The sequence below is a fragment of the Niallia yueguangensis genome (assembly GCF_052663115.1).
Genome location: NZ_JBQTCX010000017.1, coordinates 43,128 through 60,404 on the forward strand (window position 1 = coordinate 43,128; position 17,277 = coordinate 60,404).

Annotated in this window: 17 protein-coding genes and 1 pseudogene; 12 read left to right on the forward strand and 6 right to left on the reverse strand. The window is 35.4% G+C overall.

The window, feature by feature from the left end; genetic code table 11:
- The first annotated feature begins 121 nt into the window (after positions 1 to 121).
- The 3 genes from ACTYA4_RS15390 (at position 122) to ACTYA4_RS15400 (ending at position 2,168) form a co-directional block, all read left to right on the forward strand.
- Positions 122 to 856, forward strand: coding sequence for a gamma-glutamyl-gamma-aminobutyrate hydrolase family protein (locus tag ACTYA4_RS15390; RefSeq protein WP_445505711.1), 735 nt, complete (start codon positions 122 to 124; stop codon positions 854 to 856).
- Positions 857 to 991: 135 nt separating this feature from the next.
- A complete protein-coding gene (locus ACTYA4_RS15395) occupies positions 992 to 1,258 on the forward strand; it encodes a phosphocarrier protein HPr (protein WP_443483063.1) in 267 nt (88 codons plus the stop codon).
- Between the two features lie 133 nt (positions 1,259 to 1,391).
- Positions 1,392 to 2,168, forward strand: a complete 777-nt coding sequence (locus tag ACTYA4_RS15400; RefSeq protein ID WP_443483062.1) for an ABC transporter ATP-binding protein — start codon at positions 1,392 to 1,394, stop codon at positions 2,166 to 2,168.
- 335 nt (positions 2,169 to 2,503) lie between these two features.
- On the opposite strand, the gene ACTYA4_RS15405 is transcribed toward ACTYA4_RS15400, so the two are convergent.
- Entirely contained in the window at positions 2,504 to 2,809 is a 306-nt protein-coding gene (locus tag ACTYA4_RS15405) for a hypothetical protein (protein WP_443483061.1), read from the reverse strand.
- Positions 2,810 to 3,084: 275 nt separating this feature from the next.
- Between ACTYA4_RS15405 and ACTYA4_RS15410 the strand changes: the two genes are divergently transcribed.
- Both ACTYA4_RS15410 and floT read left to right on the forward strand, forming a co-directional pair.
- Positions 3,085 to 3,600 carry an NfeD family protein gene (locus ACTYA4_RS15410; protein WP_443483060.1) on the forward strand — a complete coding sequence of 172 codons (516 nt, stop codon included), beginning with the start codon at positions 3,085 to 3,087 and terminating at the stop codon, positions 3,598 to 3,600.
- Between the two features lie 20 nt (positions 3,601 to 3,620).
- A pseudogene (floT, locus tag ACTYA4_RS15415) lies at positions 3,621 to 5,137 on the forward strand (flotillin lipid rafts scaffold protein FloT).
- Positions 5,138 to 5,403: 266 nt separating this feature from the next.
- On the opposite strand, the gene ACTYA4_RS15420 reads toward floT, so the two are convergent.
- The 3 genes from ACTYA4_RS15420 to proV are packed head-to-tail and all read right to left on the reverse strand — an operon-like array spanning position 5,404 to position 8,370.
- Entirely contained in the window at positions 5,404 to 6,279 is an 876-nt protein-coding gene (locus ACTYA4_RS15420; RefSeq protein ID WP_443483058.1) for a glycine betaine ABC transporter substrate-binding protein, read from the reverse strand.
- A 1-nt stretch (position 6,280) separates the two neighbouring features.
- Positions 6,281 to 7,129 carry an ABC transporter permease gene (locus ACTYA4_RS15425; protein WP_443483057.1) on the reverse strand — a complete coding sequence of 283 codons (849 nt, stop codon included), beginning with the start codon at positions 7,127 to 7,129 and terminating at the stop codon, positions 6,281 to 6,283.
- On the reverse strand, positions 7,129 to 8,370 hold the full coding sequence (gene proV / locus ACTYA4_RS15430; protein ID WP_443483056.1) for a glycine betaine/L-proline ABC transporter ATP-binding protein ProV: 1,242 nt from the start codon (positions 8,368 to 8,370) through the stop codon (positions 7,129 to 7,131). Before proV ends, ACTYA4_RS15425 begins: the two co-directional genes overlap by 1 nt.
- A 280-nt stretch (positions 8,371 to 8,650) precedes the next feature.
- Between proV and ACTYA4_RS15435 the strand changes: the two genes are divergently transcribed.
- From ACTYA4_RS15435 to ACTYA4_RS15445, 3 genes are all read left to right on the forward strand, one after another.
- On the forward strand, positions 8,651 to 9,193 hold the full coding sequence (locus ACTYA4_RS15435) for a GbsR/MarR family transcriptional regulator (protein ID WP_443483055.1): 543 nt from the start codon (positions 8,651 to 8,653) through the stop codon (positions 9,191 to 9,193).
- 301 nt (positions 9,194 to 9,494) lie between these two features.
- Complete coding sequence (locus ACTYA4_RS15440) at positions 9,495 to 9,593, forward strand: YjcZ family sporulation protein (protein ID WP_101177663.1); 99 nt, start codon at positions 9,495 to 9,497, stop codon at positions 9,591 to 9,593.
- Between the two features lie 40 nt (positions 9,594 to 9,633).
- On the forward strand, positions 9,634 to 9,768 hold the full coding sequence (locus ACTYA4_RS15445; protein ID WP_443483054.1) for a YjcZ family sporulation protein: 135 nt from the start codon (positions 9,634 to 9,636) through the stop codon (positions 9,766 to 9,768).
- A 252-nt stretch (positions 9,769 to 10,020) separates the two neighbouring features.
- Here ACTYA4_RS15445 and ACTYA4_RS15450 read toward each other — a convergent pair whose 3' ends face one another.
- Both ACTYA4_RS15450 and ACTYA4_RS15455 read right to left on the reverse strand, forming a co-directional pair.
- The gene (locus tag ACTYA4_RS15450) at positions 10,021 to 10,788 is read right to left on the reverse strand and encodes a TatD family hydrolase (protein WP_443483053.1); all 768 of its coding nucleotides are present in this window, start codon (positions 10,786 to 10,788) and stop codon (positions 10,021 to 10,023) included.
- A gap of 9 nt (positions 10,789 to 10,797) precedes the next feature.
- A complete protein-coding gene (locus ACTYA4_RS15455) occupies positions 10,798 to 11,088 on the reverse strand; it encodes a thiamine-binding protein (RefSeq protein WP_443483052.1) in 291 nt (96 codons plus the stop codon).
- Between the two features lie 259 nt (positions 11,089 to 11,347).
- On the opposite strand from ACTYA4_RS15455, the gene ACTYA4_RS15460 reads away from it, so the two are divergent.
- The 4 genes from ACTYA4_RS15460 (at position 11,348) to ACTYA4_RS15475 (ending at position 17,274) form a co-directional block, all read left to right on the forward strand.
- A complete protein-coding gene (locus ACTYA4_RS15460; RefSeq protein ID WP_443483051.1) occupies positions 11,348 to 12,058 on the forward strand; it encodes an NAD-dependent protein deacylase in 711 nt (236 codons plus the stop codon).
- 496 nt (positions 12,059 to 12,554) lie between these two features.
- A complete protein-coding gene (locus tag ACTYA4_RS15465) occupies positions 12,555 to 14,138 on the forward strand; it encodes a peptide chain release factor 3 (protein ID WP_445505712.1) in 1,584 nt (527 codons plus the stop codon).
- A 653-nt stretch (positions 14,139 to 14,791) separates the two neighbouring features.
- The gene (locus ACTYA4_RS15470; RefSeq protein WP_443483049.1) at positions 14,792 to 15,862 is read left to right on the forward strand and encodes an amino acid ABC transporter substrate-binding protein; all 1,071 of its coding nucleotides are present in this window, start codon (positions 14,792 to 14,794) and stop codon (positions 15,860 to 15,862) included.
- A 242-nt stretch (positions 15,863 to 16,104) separates the two neighbouring features.
- Positions 16,105 to 17,274 carry an amino acid ABC transporter permease gene (locus tag ACTYA4_RS15475; RefSeq protein WP_443483048.1) on the forward strand — a complete coding sequence of 390 codons (1,170 nt, stop codon included), beginning with the start codon at positions 16,105 to 16,107 and terminating at the stop codon, positions 17,272 to 17,274.
- Positions 17,275 to 17,277 lie beyond the last annotated feature (3 nt).

Genomic DNA, 17,277 nt, shown 5'->3' on the forward strand with positions numbered 1-17,277 from the left:
CTGAGCAAGGCGCCTCCGCTTTTCTAATTAATATTCAAAAGATTGACATTTATTCCTATGTGTTTTAGTCTTAATATTAAAAATATTAAGATGAATCTTACAATAGAAGGGGACGGTCACAATGGGGAAAAAACCTGTAATTGGAATAACTGGCGCATATGTGTTTCATAATAAGTGTATGGAAGGTACTTATACGCACCATGATTATCAAAAAACAATTGCTAAAAACGGAGGGCTGCCGATTATTTTGCCATTTGTTCAGGAGGAATTAGCAGAAGAGATGGTGGAACAATGTGATGCTATTTTATTAAGCGGCGGAGAAGATGTAGACCCATCTATGTATAAACAAGACCCTCACCAAATGTTAGGAGCAACCACACCTCTACGAGATAAAGTAGAATGGAATATAATAAAAGCTGCGATGAGGCGAAACCTTCCCATTTTAGCTATTTGTCGTGGCGTTCAAATATTAAATGTTGCTCTTGGAGGCACGCTTATTCAAGATATTCCAAGTGTTGTAAAAGATAGTATCAAACATAGTCAAACAGTGGATCGAAGCTGGGATACACATTGGATTAAAGTAGATGAAAACAGCAGACTTGCTGCAATTTTGGGGGATACGACTGTTAGGGTTAATAGTTTGCATCATCAGGCAATTGACCAAGTTGGACATGATTTACAGGTTGTTGCACAAAGTGCGGATGGCATTATTGAAGCAGTCGAACATACTAACTATTCCAATTTCTTATTAGGTATTCAGTGGCATCCCGAATCGATGGCAGCAACGAATGAACAAATGAATCAATTATTTGCTGAATTTGTGCAAAGTGCCAAAAAAAGAGAACTAGTTAAATAAATGAAAACAATCAGATTGATTTTTTAGAAAGAGGAATAATGAAAATAGCATAAGAGAAGAAAAAAGTTAGTAATACATAGGAAAATCAGCTAAAATAGAAAAGTAAGACATTTTTTTTCACGGAGGGACTTTGTAATGAGCGAAAAAACTTTTACTATTATTGATGAAACTGGAATTCATGCTAGACCAGCTACTTTATTGGTTAGCACTGCTAGTAAGTATACTTCAGAGGTACAAATTGCATACAACGGAAAATCCGTTAACTTAAAATCGATTATGGGTGTTATGTCATTAGGAGTACCTAAAGGTGGAGAAATTACTATTTCTGCTACTGGTGATGATGCAGCAGAAGCAGTTGCAGGATTAGAAAGTGCACTAAAAACTCAAGGTTTAATTGGTTAAGTTAATAATAACTGAGGCCCTCTTAAAAAAGAGGGCCTTAGTCTGTTAGTAACGCTTTTGATTAATCTGGATGTAACTTTATAAACTGATATTTTTATACAAAATAACTAAGGAAAGAAATGGAGGGATAGAGATGATCGTACGAGCTGAAGGGGTAGGGTTAAAAAGAAGCGGTCACTGGATTTTGCAAAACGTTAATTGGGAAATTAAAAAAGGAGAGCATTGGGTTTTATATGGTTTAAATGGTGCTGGTAAAACAGCTTTGTTAAATATGCTTTGTGCTTATTACCATCCAACAGTAGGAAATGTAGAAGTATTAGGAAAGGTGTTTGGCAAGGCGGAATTAGGCGGCTCTTTGCGAAGAAAAATAGGATTAGTATCTAATAGATTGCAGCAAAATTTATATGTTTCAGATAGTGCCTATGAAATTATTTTAAGTGGAGCCTATGCATCAATTGGACTTTATGAAACACCAACAGATGAAATTCGACACAAAGCAATCGATTTACTCAAACAGTTAGGCTGCTTTCATTATGCGGACCGTGAATACAGCAGTTTATCACAAGGAGAAAAGCAAAGAGTATTAATCGGAAGAGCGCTGATGCTTGATCCAGAACTTATTATATTGGATGAGCCTGCTACAGGTCTTGATTTTATTGCAAGAGAACAATTATTAGAAACGATTGAGAATATGTCGAAAAGAGAAAATGCACCATCTATTATTTATGTTACGCACCATGTAGAAGAAATATTGCCAATTTTTTCACATTCCTTATTGCTGAAAAAAGGAACCGTATTTGCTAAAGGTAAAACGGAGGACATGATGACTAGTGAAAATTTATCGCAATTTTTCGAATTACCAGTAAAAGTAATATGGAATAATGGACGGCCGTTGTTAGCTCGTGCATAACCTAGAATCTTGGCTCTAAAAGTAAAAAACACCTTTTGAGCCAAGAGAACATTTTTCTTCAGAGCTGTTCAAGGCGCTTGCGCTTTTGTTCAAAGATAAGAAAGTATAAAATTTTCAACTTAGACGAGTGTCTAGCTCCAGCGCCCTATCGACTTCAACGCTTCCCTCACCTCGTCTACGATAAGTCAACATCGAATCGCTACGCTCTTCGTGTTTCCTTTATCTCTGAAAGGTACACAATCTAAAACCGCCACGTCCTGTGGCAACGATTGTGTAATCCACATCCTGTGGACCTCAGCTTTTTCCGTTGATGAGCAAGGGGGCTTGCGCTTTTCTTATTTCCAGTCTTCCTGCACAACTACTCCACCCGTTAAATCAATTGTATTTCTTTCTCCTTTATATAGTAATTTTCCGTTTTCTTCTACGATTAAATTTTCATACGTATACACTTTTTTTCCGTTGGGAAGTGTAACAATCACTTTTTCTCCTAAATCTTTTTTTGCAGTGAATGGGTCGGTGAAAAAGTGTTCAATTATTGCATATACAGTGATAAAAAGAGCCAATATTATTAAACTTACTAAAAAATACATTTTTTTAAAAAAAGGAGTATTTTTATCGTTATATTTATCTGAACTGTTCATAGTCTCCTCCAAAAAACATAGTTGACATGATTATTAGGAATAAATTTCAGTAATAGTAAAATATGAAAGTGCTAATTAAAAGATGAATAAAAAACCGAAAATTACTTCTATTTTATTTTTTGAAAAGTATTAAATGTTAAAAAAATGAAACTTTTTTTCCTTTACTTCGTATATATGGTAACAATTTGAAATGAGGGGGGTTGAACGAAAAGATTTACAAGAAAGGGGATCGGTAACTTTCCAAAATTAAATTGAACAGAAAGAGGATGATGTTTATGGAGTTGTTTGGATTTTCTGTCACATCCATTTATTTAATTGTCCTGATAGTTTCGGGAATATGCATCTTATTAACGTTATTAATTGCGGATGTTTTTAGTGCGGATCTTGGCTTTTTTAATCCAACGTTAATTTTGGCATTTTTAACGATTTTATCTGCAAGCGGATACTTACTGGAAAAGTATGCTAGTATGAATACTTTGTTGATCCTTGTTATTTCAGCAGCGGCGGCATTTATTGTAGCAGCATGTTTACATATTTTTGTATTTATTCCTTTGTCAAATGCGGAAGAGTCTTTAGTATATACGGATGATTCCTTAAAAGGAAGAGAAGGAAAAGTACTTACCCCAATCCCTATAGATGGGTATGGGGAAATAATGATTGAGAGCTATAGTGGCCATATCGTAAAAACCGCTGCTAGTTTTTATAATGAAGAAATAAATGCTTCTACTAAAATTGTCGTAATCGAAGTAAAAAACAATATTGCTTATGTTATTCCACAAGAGGACTTATAAAATGAGGGAGGAAACAGAATATGCTTGATATTTGGATTATTGTTGGAGTTGTTGTTATATTATTAGTTGCCTTAATTAGTATTTTTATTGCGAAATATAAAACAGCCGGACCTGATGAGGCATTGATTGTAACTGGAAGCTATTTAGGTTCAAAAAATGTCCATGTTGATGAAGGTGGCAATCGCATTAAAATTATTAGAGGTGGAGGTTCGTTTATTCTTCCTGTATTTCAGCAATCAGAACCATTAAGCTTATTATCTAGTAAATTAGATGTCTCGACACCTGAAGTTTACACAGAACAAGGTGTCCCGTAATGGCAGATGGTACGGCTATTATTAAAGTTGGCGGTTCTATTGGAGAAATTGCAACAGCTGCAGAACAATTTTTAGGTAAAACCAAACAAGATCGTGAAAATGAAGCGAGGGAAGTATTAGAAGGTCATTTACGATCTATCCTTGGAAGTATGACAGTGGAAGAAATTTATAAAAATAGGGATAAATTCTCTCAGGAAGTGCAAAGGGTTGCATCACAAGATTTAGCGAAAATGGGATTGATGATTGTTTCTTTCACGATCAAAGATGTACGTGATAAAAATGGCTATTTAGATTCACTTGGTAAGCCTAGAATTGCACAAGTAAAAAGAGATGCTGATATTGCAACGGCGGAAGCGGATAAAGAAACACGTATTAAAAAAGCAGAAGCGGATAAAGATGCGAAAAAAGCAGAATTGGAAAGAGCAACGGAAATTGCCGAAGCAGAAAAAGAAAATCAAATGAAAATTGCTGACTATAGAAGAGAACAAGATATTGCCAAAGCCCGTGCTGACCAAGCATACGATTTAGAAACGGCACGTTCGAAACAAGAAGTAACAGAACAGGAAATGCAAATTAAAATTATTGAAAGACAAAAACAAATAGAATTAGAAGAAAAAGAGATTTTAAGAAGAGAAAAGCAGTATGATTCTGAAGTGAAAAAGAAAGCAGATGCGGATCGTTATGCAATGGAACAGACAGCTGAAGCAAATAAAAGAAGAGAAATTGCCGAAGCTGACGCGAATCAATATCGTATTGAATCACAAGCAAAAGCGGAAGCAGAAAAGGTTCGCGTCGACGGGGTGGCAAAAGCGGAAGCGGAAAAAGCAAAAGGGGAAACAGAAGCAGAAATTATCCGCTTAAAAGGTTTAGCAGAAGCAGAAGCAAAACGGAAAATTGCTGAAGCATATGAACAGTATGGACAAGCAGCTATTTTAGATATGGTATTAGAAATGCTTCCAGAATATGCAAAACAAGTGGCAAGTCCATTTTCGAATATTGATAAAATTACCGTTGTCGATACAGGCAGTGACAGCAGTAATGGTGGAGCCAACAAAGTATCTGGTTATGCTACAAGCTTAATGTCCACGATGCAGGAATCGTTAAAAGCTTCTGCAGGAATTGATGTAAAAGAATTGCTTGAAAATTTTTCAGGTAAAGGGAATATCCGCCACAGCATCGATGAATTAACAAATGAAATTAAGAAAAGCGAAAGCGTCCGTTAAGCGACGAATGGACTGGAGTGTTCCGTATGAGATAAAGGAAACACGAAGAGCGAAGCGATTCGATGTTGACTTATCGTAAGGAGGAGAGCGAAGTACAATAGTCGCTGGACGCTGGCCGATTAAGAACGCCACGTCCTGTGGCAACATCGGCACTTGTACATCCTGTACTTCGTAGCTAGACAAAGAAAAGCGAAAGCGTCCGTTAGGTCGGGGAAAATAAAAGATCTCCAAAAAGTGTACACTTTTTGGAGATCTTTTTTAAATCGTTATTTTTTTAAATCTTCAATAGAATTAATATCCATGTATTTAGGGACAACTAATCCTAGTTTAGTACCTTCTAAGTTTGTGCCTAAGTCTTCAAATTTACCTTCATATTTTTTAGCATATTCTGCATGTGTTGTTGGCAGCCATGCTGCTACATGTGCATCTAAGCTTCCATCAGCCACACCAGTCCAAAGTGGACCTGCTTCTACCTGACTTAATGTAACATTATAACCTAAATCTGTAAGAACTTTTGCAACCACATTTGTGCTGGCAATTTCACTGTCCCAAGCTACATAACCAATTTTAATTTTATCGCCTTTTACTTTATTAACGCCTTTTGTCCATTCAGCTACTTTATCAGCATTGTCTTTTACCCATTTGTCAGCTGCTTTATCAGGGTTGGTTCCATTTGTAATATCCATCATTACTTTACCCATAGCATCTGTATCCCAGTGGAAATTATCTAATACTTTATATGCTTCTGGCAAATCTTCTTTTAAGCCTTTACGCGTAACAGTATGGATATTTTCATCAGCACCAAATGTTCCTTTAGGATCTTCTAAATATTTTAAATCATAGGCAGCGAACATCCAATGTGGCGTCCAGCCAGTTACAATGATCGGTTCTTTTTTATCATACGCTTTTTTTAATGAAGCAGTCATTGCAGCACTTGAACCTTCCACTACTTTCCAATCAGATAAATTATAATCTTTTACTGCTTGATTGGCAGCTGTCATTAAACCAGCGCCTGGGTCAATACCTACGATTTTGTAATCGACGGAATCTCCAACTGTTGCATTTTCATCTTTTTTTGATCCACATGCTGCTAATGCAAGTGTTAATGTTAGTGCTAAAAACAAACTAATAAACTTCTTCATTTTAATTAACTCCCCCACTTTTTTTATTTCCTATATTTTGTGTGATTCTATCAAGAACAATAGCGACTACAACAATAGCTAAACCGGCTTCAAACCCACGACCAATTTGGATTTGAGTAACGGCACGATAAACATCAGCGCCAAGTCCTGGTGCACCGACCATTGCTGCAATAACTACCATAGATAGTGCAAGCATAATACTTTGGTTGATGCCAGCCATAATGGTTGGCATCGCAAGCGGCAATTGAACTTTTAATAATCTTTGACCAGTTGTACTTCCAAATGCTTCAGCAGCTTCCGTAATATCACTAGGAACCTGTTGAATACCAAGAATCGTTAATCGAATAGTAGGGGGCATGGCAAAAATAACAGATGCTACTACACCAGGAACGACTCCTATGTTAAAGAAAAAGATGGCAGGTATTAAATAAACAAATGCTGGCATTGTCTGCATAAAATCAAGTACAGGTACAACGATTTGTTTCACCGTATTTTTCTGAGACGCCCAGATTCCCATCGGCACCCCGATAATAATCGAAATAACAACAGAGGATAGCACAAGGGCTAATGTATTTAACATCGGTTCCCAATATCCTAAATTATCGACTAAAAATAACCCGATTAAGGTAAACAACGCAATTTTTTTATTGGCAAATCTCCATGCTAAGAGCGCTAATATAATCATAAAGAGATAAGAAGGTATAAATGCTAACAGTGTAACTAATCCTTCAACAACGAATTCAAGTGATTCTGAAACACCATCAAAAGCGACAGCGAAAGTAGTCGTTAACCAATCTACAAATGAATCAATCCAATCAGCAATCGGAAGTTTAGGCAATAAATTCCCCATTATTTACTCACCTCCATTTTTGACTGTTCCAAAAGTTCCGTATGGTTATTAATGTTTTCATTGTTTCCTGCGAGAGCGCCGATGACTGCACCTCTAACAACAATTCCTTTTAGACGCTTTTCTGCATCTACAACTGATACTGGAATAGCTGCGGACGAAACCTTATCAAATAAATCGGTTAATAAAGTATCACCAGGCACGGTTGTAATGTCTTCAATCAAAATATCCTCAATTGATTGATGGTGCTCGATTGCATGTTTGGCATCATCTGCAGTAATAGCTCCAAGCAGTACTTTTCGTTTATTTACGATATAAATGCTTGAAATTCCTAAATCTCTCATTATTTGCAGGGCAACACGCGGTCCTTTCTCCATTTGAACAGATTCTGCTCGTTTCATAACGTGATTAGCAGTTAATACTTTCGATAGATCAACGTCTTCGACAAACCGTTCTACATAATCATTAGAAGGGTTCATTAATATTTCTTCCGGTGTTCCTACTTGAACGATGGATCCATCTTTCATAAGGGCAATGCGGTCTCCGATTCGTAATGCCTCATCTAAATCATGGGTAATAAAAATAATCGTTTTTTCCATATTCGCTTGCAAGTCTAACAATTCATCCTGCATATCTTTGCGGATAAGCGGATCTAATGCACTAAATGCTTCATCCATTAGAAGAATGTCCGGATTATTTGCCAATGCTCTTGCAAGACCAACCCTTTGCTGCATTCCGCCGCTTAATTGATCAGGATATTGGCTCTCATATCCTTCTAAACCAACTAGTTTAAGCGATTCTTCTGCACGTTGTTTTCTTGTGGCTTTATCCACACCTTGGATTTCTAATCCATATTCGGTATTTTCTAATATCGTTCGATGTGGCAGAAGGGCGAATTTTTGAAACACCATGCTGATTTTTTCTCTTCTCACTTTACGCAGCTCTTCTTTGGACATATCAACAATATTTTTTCCATCAATATAAATTTTGCCTATTGTAGGATCAATCAGGCGGTTTAACATTCTGACTAGCGTTGATTTTCCACTTCCAGATAGGCCCATTATGACAAAAATTTCGCCGGCATTTACTTCAAAGCTAGCTTTGTTTACGCCAACAGTTGAACCTGTTTTCTGTAATATTTCTCCTTTTGAATGACCGTTATTTAATAAGGTTATTGCTTTTTTACTGTTTTTCCCGAAGATTTTTGTAACATCTTCAATCTTTACTTTTACGGTTTCTTTCATTTTTTCACCTCTTTTAGTTCCAGCCCGAATTGCCACCAACTAAGTATAAGGTGATAGGCTGTCAAGAGGCAAAGCCGGTATTTCGCCATATTCTTTTGTAAAGTACGTACAGAAAAAACTGAACGTACAGAACGATAAGTATGCTTAATATTCCTCTTATATGCTCTCGATTGCTTTGCAAAATCATTCTTTACAAATTTTTCATTCATGATAATCTATTAACAGAAAATGAATCATACAAAATTATAAATATCATAATATGATGGATGTGAAGTAAATCATGGAGGGGAAAGAGCAGTTAGATGTTGCTCGTGAAAGAGTTATTGATGCAATAGCTCAAAATATTAATTTATATGGAGTAACGGATTCAATTGGAAGACTATACGGTATGTTGCTTTTTCAAGAAAACCCAATGACTCTAGATGAAATGAAAGAAGAATTGGGAATGAGCAAAACAAGTATGAGTACGTCTGTTCGAACATTATTAGATTTAAAAATGGTCGATAAAGTTTGGAAAAAGGGTGTTCGAAAAGATTTATATAAAGCAGAAGATGATTGGTACCAAACGTTTATTGATTTTTTTACCATCAAATGGCGGGCAGGAGTGTCCATGAATGTATATGCAATGGAAAGATCTTTAACTGATTTAAAAAAATTAGTACAGCAAGAAGAGACTGCAGAGGAAATAAAAGCTGCTGCCAAAAGTGACATCGAAAAATTACAGCATGCACTTGAATATTATAATTGGTTAAACCGTTTTGTTGACAGTTTAGAATCTCACGAAATTTTTAACTTTATTCCAAAAACTGAAGAAAATAATTAGTTATGTACATCTTTTTAGGCTGTTGAATACGCCTCAAAAAAAAACTTTGTCTAACTCCGAAAGACTCCTTAGTAAGGGGTCTTTTTTTAAAAGATAAGAAAGTATAAAATTTTGAAGTTAGATGGATGTCTAGCTCCGGGGCTGAGCAAGGCGCCTGCGCTTTTTTTACGTGGTGAATAAATCAATTAGGCAAATAAACATTAGATCTAGTGATAAAACCTAAAAAATGTGCATTTGACTATCGCACATATTGGGGTATTTGAATAGGATATACAGAATTAAAAAAAGGAGGTAATGATTCATGGGTGAAGTTGGATACGGCGGCGGTTTCGCTTTATTGGTAGTATTATTTATTCTTTTGGTGATCATCGGTGCTTCTTGGGGTTACGGTGGCTTTTAAAAATTAAAAAATTCCATTAGAAAAAAGGGAGGAATAACGTATGTACGGATACGGTTATGGTTGCAGTTATCCTAGCTATGGCTACGGTCACTGCGGTTACGGCGGAGGTTTTGCATTAATCGTTGTACTATTTATACTTTTAATTATTGTTGGTGCAGCTTGTTTTAAATGGTAATAAATAAAAAAGCTTGATTCTGTTTTTTCAGAATCAAGTTTTTTTATCGTTTAGGAAATTATAAACGAAATGGGATTGTGGATAACTCGTCGGTTGTGTCCGCATCTAGCTCCAGCGCCTAGCTCTTGTGAAAAATAACCCCATGCCTCTAAAAGTAAAAAGCATTTTTTGAGTTATGTGAACATTTTTCTTCAGAGCTGTTCAAGGCGCTTGCGCTTTTGTTCTTAGAAATTTTGCTTATTAATAGATGAATTAGATGGAAAAAAACCTTTTGGTGTTCGTAAAAAGTTGTGTATAGACAATGTCCACCTGTTCTTTTTTTAGCAGGGCAATTTCGTTAATCGTATGATGGATCATACTTGACGTTGTTTTTTTTAGGTGAAATGGACCTTCAAATGGCCAAGGACCATCTGTTTCTACCATTAATTGATCAAGTGGATATTTTTTTACAAGTTTTCGAATTTCGTCTTCATACAGTACATCTGGGGTAATAGAGACATAGCATTTGTTATTGATTAACTGTTCAATCGTGACAGCATCGCCTTTAAACCAATGAAACTGAGCATTCATGTAATTATGCTTTTCTAATAGCCGAAGCACAATAGGCGCTTCTTCATAGATGCTATGCAATACAATCGGTTTCGTATATTTTTTTGCCATTAGAATAAATTGTTCTACTAATTCAATGTATGGATCTAATGGATAAAGTGCTGGGTTTTCTTTTCGAGCATAGTGGGGAAGTCCGACTTCTCCAATGGCGATCATACGGTGATGATGCTCATTTATCCATTGAAACAATTCCGTGGTTTCTTTTTCACTAGGCAGCAGCTGTTCAGGATGAAAACCGTAAGCTGCATGAACAAAAGGGTATTTTTCCGTTAACAGCTTATTTTTTATACAAGAATTTTTATTCATGGAAACAGTAATAACTGCTTCAAGCGATTCATCTTGCTCCATCTTTCCAATTTCGTTTTGTTCATACTGGTCAAGATGGATATGAGCATCGATTATTTTTTTCATCGTCGATAGTTATCGATACTTCTCTGTTAAGTCTTCCATTGTTATGCCTGATGGCTGATAAAGTACTTTAATTTGTGTTAAACAAGAGCTGCTGCCGATTTCAATCATTCTTTTATTCATTTTACTGATAATGGAAAATAACTCATCTAATTCCCCTTCAATCGTTGTTTCTAATGGATGTACTTCGTATTTAATACCAGAATCTTGAATCACTTTAATCGCTTCATCGACATATGGAATAACATTTTCCCCATTTTTTGTTTTTGGGATAATTTGAATACTTATTAATGAATTAGCCATATTTTCTCCTCCTTATTTTGAAATAAACCGATATTGAATTCAAGTTTATTGTATCTTTTTGCGCAGAATATAACAAATCAATTCTTTTTGGTTATAATTGTAAAAAGTCAGTCAATCGCTATTTCTCAAAACGTTGTCTACTGTTAAAATAAAAGTAAGTATTAGTGTCTGTTCAAAAAGCGAACCATTAAGATGCAAGTTGTTTATCCTTGGGTGATTTTTTGAACATTCTTTTATAGGAAGGGTGGAGTGATTCGTCATGATAATTGACTTGATAAAACAGGCAAACCATTTAGTTGTGTTTACAGGGGCAGGAATGTCAACGGAAAGTGGATTGCCGGATTTTCGATCAACTAAAAGTGGATTATGGACTAAAGAACGGAAAGCGTATCTTTCTAGTACAGATGCATTAAATAACCATGTACAGGACTTTATTGCTTTTTATCGAGAAAGAGTATTAGGAATTCAGGAGTATAAACCTCATAAAGGGCATAATATTTTAGCTGAGTGGGAGAAAAAAGGTTTATTAAAACGAATTATTACCCAAAATGTAGATGGTTTTCATCAAGAAGCAGGCAATAAAAAGGTGGATGAATTGCATGGTACATTACAAAAGCTGCATTGCGAAACATGCGGGGAAGAATTCTCTAGCAAAAAATACTTAAATCAAGAGTATAAATGCAAATGTGGCGGAATATTACGGCCTTCGATTGTGTTATTTGGCGAAATGCTTCCTGAAAAACCGTTTTTAAATGCAGAGGAAGCGGCTATTCAATCGGATGTTTTTGTTGTGTTAGGTTCTTCATTAACCGTATCTCCAGCTAATCAATTTCCTTTGATTGCGAAACAAACAGGTGCAAAATTAATTATTATTAATGGAGAAAAGACGGATTTTGATGCGATGGCGGATATCGTCATTCATAAGCAAATAGGAAATGTACTAGAAGAAATAAATAAAGCAATTGGATAATATTTAAAAATGGCTGTTTTCGTATAGATAGTTGCTTTTAAACACGCAGCCTGAATACACTTCGCTTTCCATGGGCGAGCATCGAGCCTCCTCGTCGCATACGCTCCTGTGGGGTCTCGTCTTTCTCGCATTCCCACAGGAGTCTACGTGTATTCAGTCTGCTGGGTACTTCTTTTCCCATTTTTTTACGTAAAAAACAACAAACTTCGAGAAAACAGCCTTAAAAATCAATAAGAGTCTATTATTATAGAAGAAACTAGGTTTAGTATTCATAAATAACATGTATTTGAATGGAAAAAAAGATTTTTGAGTAAATGGTTTTATTTAAAGCGTTGCAAACTTTTTCGTATCAAGCTAATATAAGGGAATGGACTAAAAGTGTGTGTTCAAAAAGGTAACAAATTAGAAGCAAGCCAACGAAGAGATTCGCCGCTTATTATTTGGTGACTTTTTGAACATCCTCTTAAAATGAAAGTGCAAAAGAGAGGAAAGTAGTATGGCTAATAATTTTAATGAGAGTGTTTTATCTCGTCGCACCTTTGCGATTATTTCCCATCCGGATGCAGGAAAAACCACGTTAACAGAAAAATTATTATTATTTGGTGGCGCCATTCGTGATGCAGGAACAGTAAAAGGGAAAAAAACAGGTAAATACGCAACAAGTGATTGGATGGAAATAGAAAAACAAAGGGGTATTTCTGTTACATCAAGTGTAATGCAATTTGATTATAAAAATGCAAAAGTAAATATATTGGATACACCTGGACATCAGGATTTTAGTGAAGATACGTATCGGACATTAACCGCTGTCGACAGTGCTGTAATGATTATCGATTCTGCAAAAGGAATTGAAGCACAAACATTAAAGTTATTTAAAGTGTGCCGCATGAGAGGAATTCCTATTTTTACTTTTATTAATAAACTAGATCGTCAGGGGAAACCGCCATTAGAATTGTTGGCAGAATTGGAAGAAGTAATGGGCATAGAGTCTTATCCAATGAACTGGCCAATCGGAATGGGGAAAGAATTTTTAGGTATTTATGATCGTTATTATAATCGAATTGAACAATTCCGTGTAGAAGATGGCGATAAGTATATTTCTTTAAATGAAGATGGAGAAATAGACGGCGAACATCCGATTAAAAAAGATTCTTTATATGATCAAACATTAGAAGAAATTATGCTTTTAAATGAAGCCGGCAATGAGTTCTCTGAAGAGAAAATCAACAGTGGCGACTTAACTCCCGTTTTCTTTGGAAGTGCGTTAGGTAATTTTGGTGTGCAAACATTTTTAGAAACGTATTTAAATTTTGCGCCTACACCACAAGCAAGAAACTCTACTTCTGGAAAAATTGATCCGCTTTCGGAAGAATTTTCTGGTTTTATCTTTAAAATTCAAGCGAATATGAACCCAGCACATCGAGATAGAATCGCCTTTTTGCGAATATGTTCAGGAAAATTCGAACGAGGGATGTCTGTTCAATTATCAAGAACCGGAAAGCAAATTAAATTAGCACAATCTACCCAATTTATGGCAGATGATCGAAGCACCGTAAATGAAGCGGTAAGTGGCGATATAATTGGTCTATATGATCCTGGCTTCTATCAAATTGGCGATACGTTAACCTCAAGCAAGACTCCGTATCAGTACGATAAACTACCGCAGTTTACGCCAGAGCTTTTTGTAAGAGTTACAGCCAAAAACGTTTTAAAACAAAAACATTTCCATAAAGGAATTCAACAGCTTGTACAAGAAGGTGCGATTCAGTTTTATAAAACGGTTAAAACTGAAGACTATCTTTTAGGAGCTGTTGGGCAACTACAGTTTGAAGTGTTTGAGCATCGCATGAAAAATGAATACAATGTAGATGTTTTAATGGAGAATGTAGGTTCAAAAATTGCACGTTGGACTGTGGATGAAGAAGTAAATGATAACCTATCAAGTGGAAGAAGTTTATTAGTAGAAGATCGCTTTGGGAAAAAAGCGTTTTTATTCGAAAATGATTTTGCTTTAAGATGGTTCCAAGATAAAAATCCAGATGTGAAGTTATATAACCCAATGGATTCAGAAAATGAGTAAACTTGTTTCAGCAAGCTGGAACAGTGAATAAGATAAGAAGCTTTTCTGTAAGTCAGTGTCATCGACTTATAGGAAAGCTTCTTTTTTAGGAGAAATTTGCGAAAGGAAAGTAAAGTATAGTGGGAAAATACTAACAATTAGAAAAAACCAACCGTTCTCCAGTTTGTCCACTTTTGAGAATTAGCAGGATAAGCTTCTATTTTTCTGCAAAACTAAATTTTTTTAATTATATTAAAATATTTATAATTGTTCTGTTCTTTTTTTATTTTAACATATTTATCCTAAAATTAAGCGAATATAGGGTGTGGAGAACGAGATAATTTATAGGATTTTATAGGTTTTTGTAGTGTTGTAGTTGATTTATTAAGGTTTCGACTGTCGGAAATTCTTGTTGAATAATAAAAGAAGAAGTTTTATTCGTTTTTATTGATAACCCATAATAAGTATTCGAAAAAAACATTTGTATTTATCTGAAAAATCGGTATAATTAAAAACAAGATGTTACAAAAGATGACAAAGATTGTTAGAACTTGTAACATTCTATTTGGATTAAATGTCATTTCCAATATATGAAAGATTAATAGATTGAAAATAAAGAATTTTCTTGTAATGGAAATGTATATTTATAAAAAACATTTAGGGGGAATTAGTAAATGAAAAAGACTTTATCGTTATTATTCAGCGTAATGCTCGTACTAGTACTTGCACTGACTGGATGCTCAAGTAAAACAGATGGTGATGGTAAAAATGCTGATTCTAAATCATCGTCTAAAAAAAGCATGTTAGATACGGTTAAAGAAAGAGGAACATTAAAAGCGGGCGTAAATGACGCGCTTCCTGGATTTGGATACATAGGATCGGATGGAAAAAACACAGGATTTGATGTAGATTTTGCAAGAGCAGTAGCAGCAGGTGTACTTGGCGATGCAAATAAAGTAGAATTTCGTCCTTTATCTGCAAATGAACGCTTCACAGCTGTTCAATCAAAAGAAGTAGATGTATTAATCCGCAATACAACATGGACTACAAACCGTGATGCAGAAGTTGGCTTAAGCTTTGCGACAGTAACATTTTACGATGGACAAGGCATCATGGTGCCAAAAGACAGCGGCATTAAAACATTAAAAGATTTAGAAGGCAAAACAATTGGTGTAGAGACTGGAACAACAACAGAATTAAACCTTGCTGACCAAATGAAAGCAGCTGGCGTTAATTACAAAGCACAAACATTTGACAATGCGGATGCAGTTATTGCTGCATATGAATCTGGAAGCATTGATGCATGGACAACAGATAAATCTGGTTTAGTATCCCGTCAATCGGTGTTAAAAGATCCTGATTCACATATGATCTTAGATGCAACACTTTCTAAAGAGCCGTTGGCGCCTGCAGTATTAGATAATGATGAAAAATGGAAAGACGCAGTAAGTTGGATTGTATATGCTACGATTCAAGCGGAAGAGTTTGGCATTACTTCTAAAAACGTAGATGACTTTAAATCAAGCGACAACCCTGAAATTAAACGCTTGTTGGGAGAAGAAGGTAATCTTGGAGAGCAGCTTGGCTTGTCAAAAGATTTCGCTTACCAAGTAATTAAACAAGTTGGTAACTATGGGGAAATTTATGACCGCAACCTTGGTCCAGATACTGCATTTAAATTAGAACGTGGACAAAACGCACTATATAAAGATGGCGGATTATTATACTCCATCCCATTCCGTTAAGAAGAAAATGATAGGATAGGCATGTAAGACCTGCTAACAATTGCTTTTTAGCAGGTCTATTCTTTTAAAAATAAGTAAGCTTAAAATTTTGAAGTGTAAAAGGTGTCTAGCGCAAGCAGCCAGCCCCTCTGAAAAATAACCCTTTGCCTCTAAAAGTAAAAAGCACTTTTAGAGGCAAATGAACATTTTTCTTCGGGGCTGAGCAAGGCGCTTACGCATTTCAGAAGAAGGGTGATGATAAAGTGAATAAACAAACAACATCCACTCCTTTATGGAGAAATAAAAAAGCGGTACCAATCTTATTGCAATTAATCTTTGTTGTAATCGTAGGAATCGCATTATATTTAATGATAAATAATGTTTTATATGGCTTAGAGCAAATCGGCTTAACTTTAGGGTTGGATTTTTTACAATTAAAAGCATCTTTTCCGATAGCTGAAAGTTTAATTCATTATACACCGGATGATCCATATATACGGGCTTTGCTAGTTGGACTATTAAATACATTTAAAGTATCTATTTTTGGAATTATTTTCGCAAGCCTTTTAGGAGTATGTATAGGAATCGGTCGTCTTTCCAATAACTGGCTAGTTAGCAAATTGGCAACAGTATATGTGGAGATTTTCAGAAATACGCCGCTGTTAGTGCAAATTTTTATCTGGAATTTTGCTGTATTTTTGCCGATGCCAAAAATACAAGAAGCGCTTGCAATTGGCCCGTTTTATTTTTCGAATCGAGGAGCAGCAGTCCCTTGGTTTACTATATACTCTAATACACTCCTATGGTTTATTATCCTTTTTGTTTTCATTGTTCTTGCTATTGTAATGTATAAAAAACTAGTAAATATAGAAATAAATACAGGGAAAAAAATGCATCCTTTCTTATTTAGTATCGGTGCTTTTATTATCGGTTGTATTGTAGTTTATTTTATCACAGGAAATGGACCTCTTCATTTAACTGTTCCTAAAGTAGAGAATGGTGCATTTGTTGGAGGAACTTCTTTATCCATCGGATTCTTATCTGTGTTAATCGCATTATCTGTTTATACATCAACCTATATTGCAGAGATTGTTCGAGCAGGCATAATGGGGGTTCCAAAAGGACAGGCGGAAGCAGCTAAAGCACTTGGTTTTAAAGGATCTACTTCCTTGCGTTTAATTATTTTTCCACAAGCAATTCGGATTATTATTCCACCATTAACAAGCCAGTATTTAAATGTCATTAAAAACTCCAGCTTGGCAATGGCGGTTGCTTATCAGGATATTGTCGGAATTGGAAACACTGTAATAAATCAGACAGGCCATACAATTGAAACACTCTTTATTATCATTGCAGTGTATTTATTCTTTAGTTTAATGACATCACTGTTTATGAATTTCTTTAATAAAAAATTCCAGTTGGTTGAAAGGTAGTGA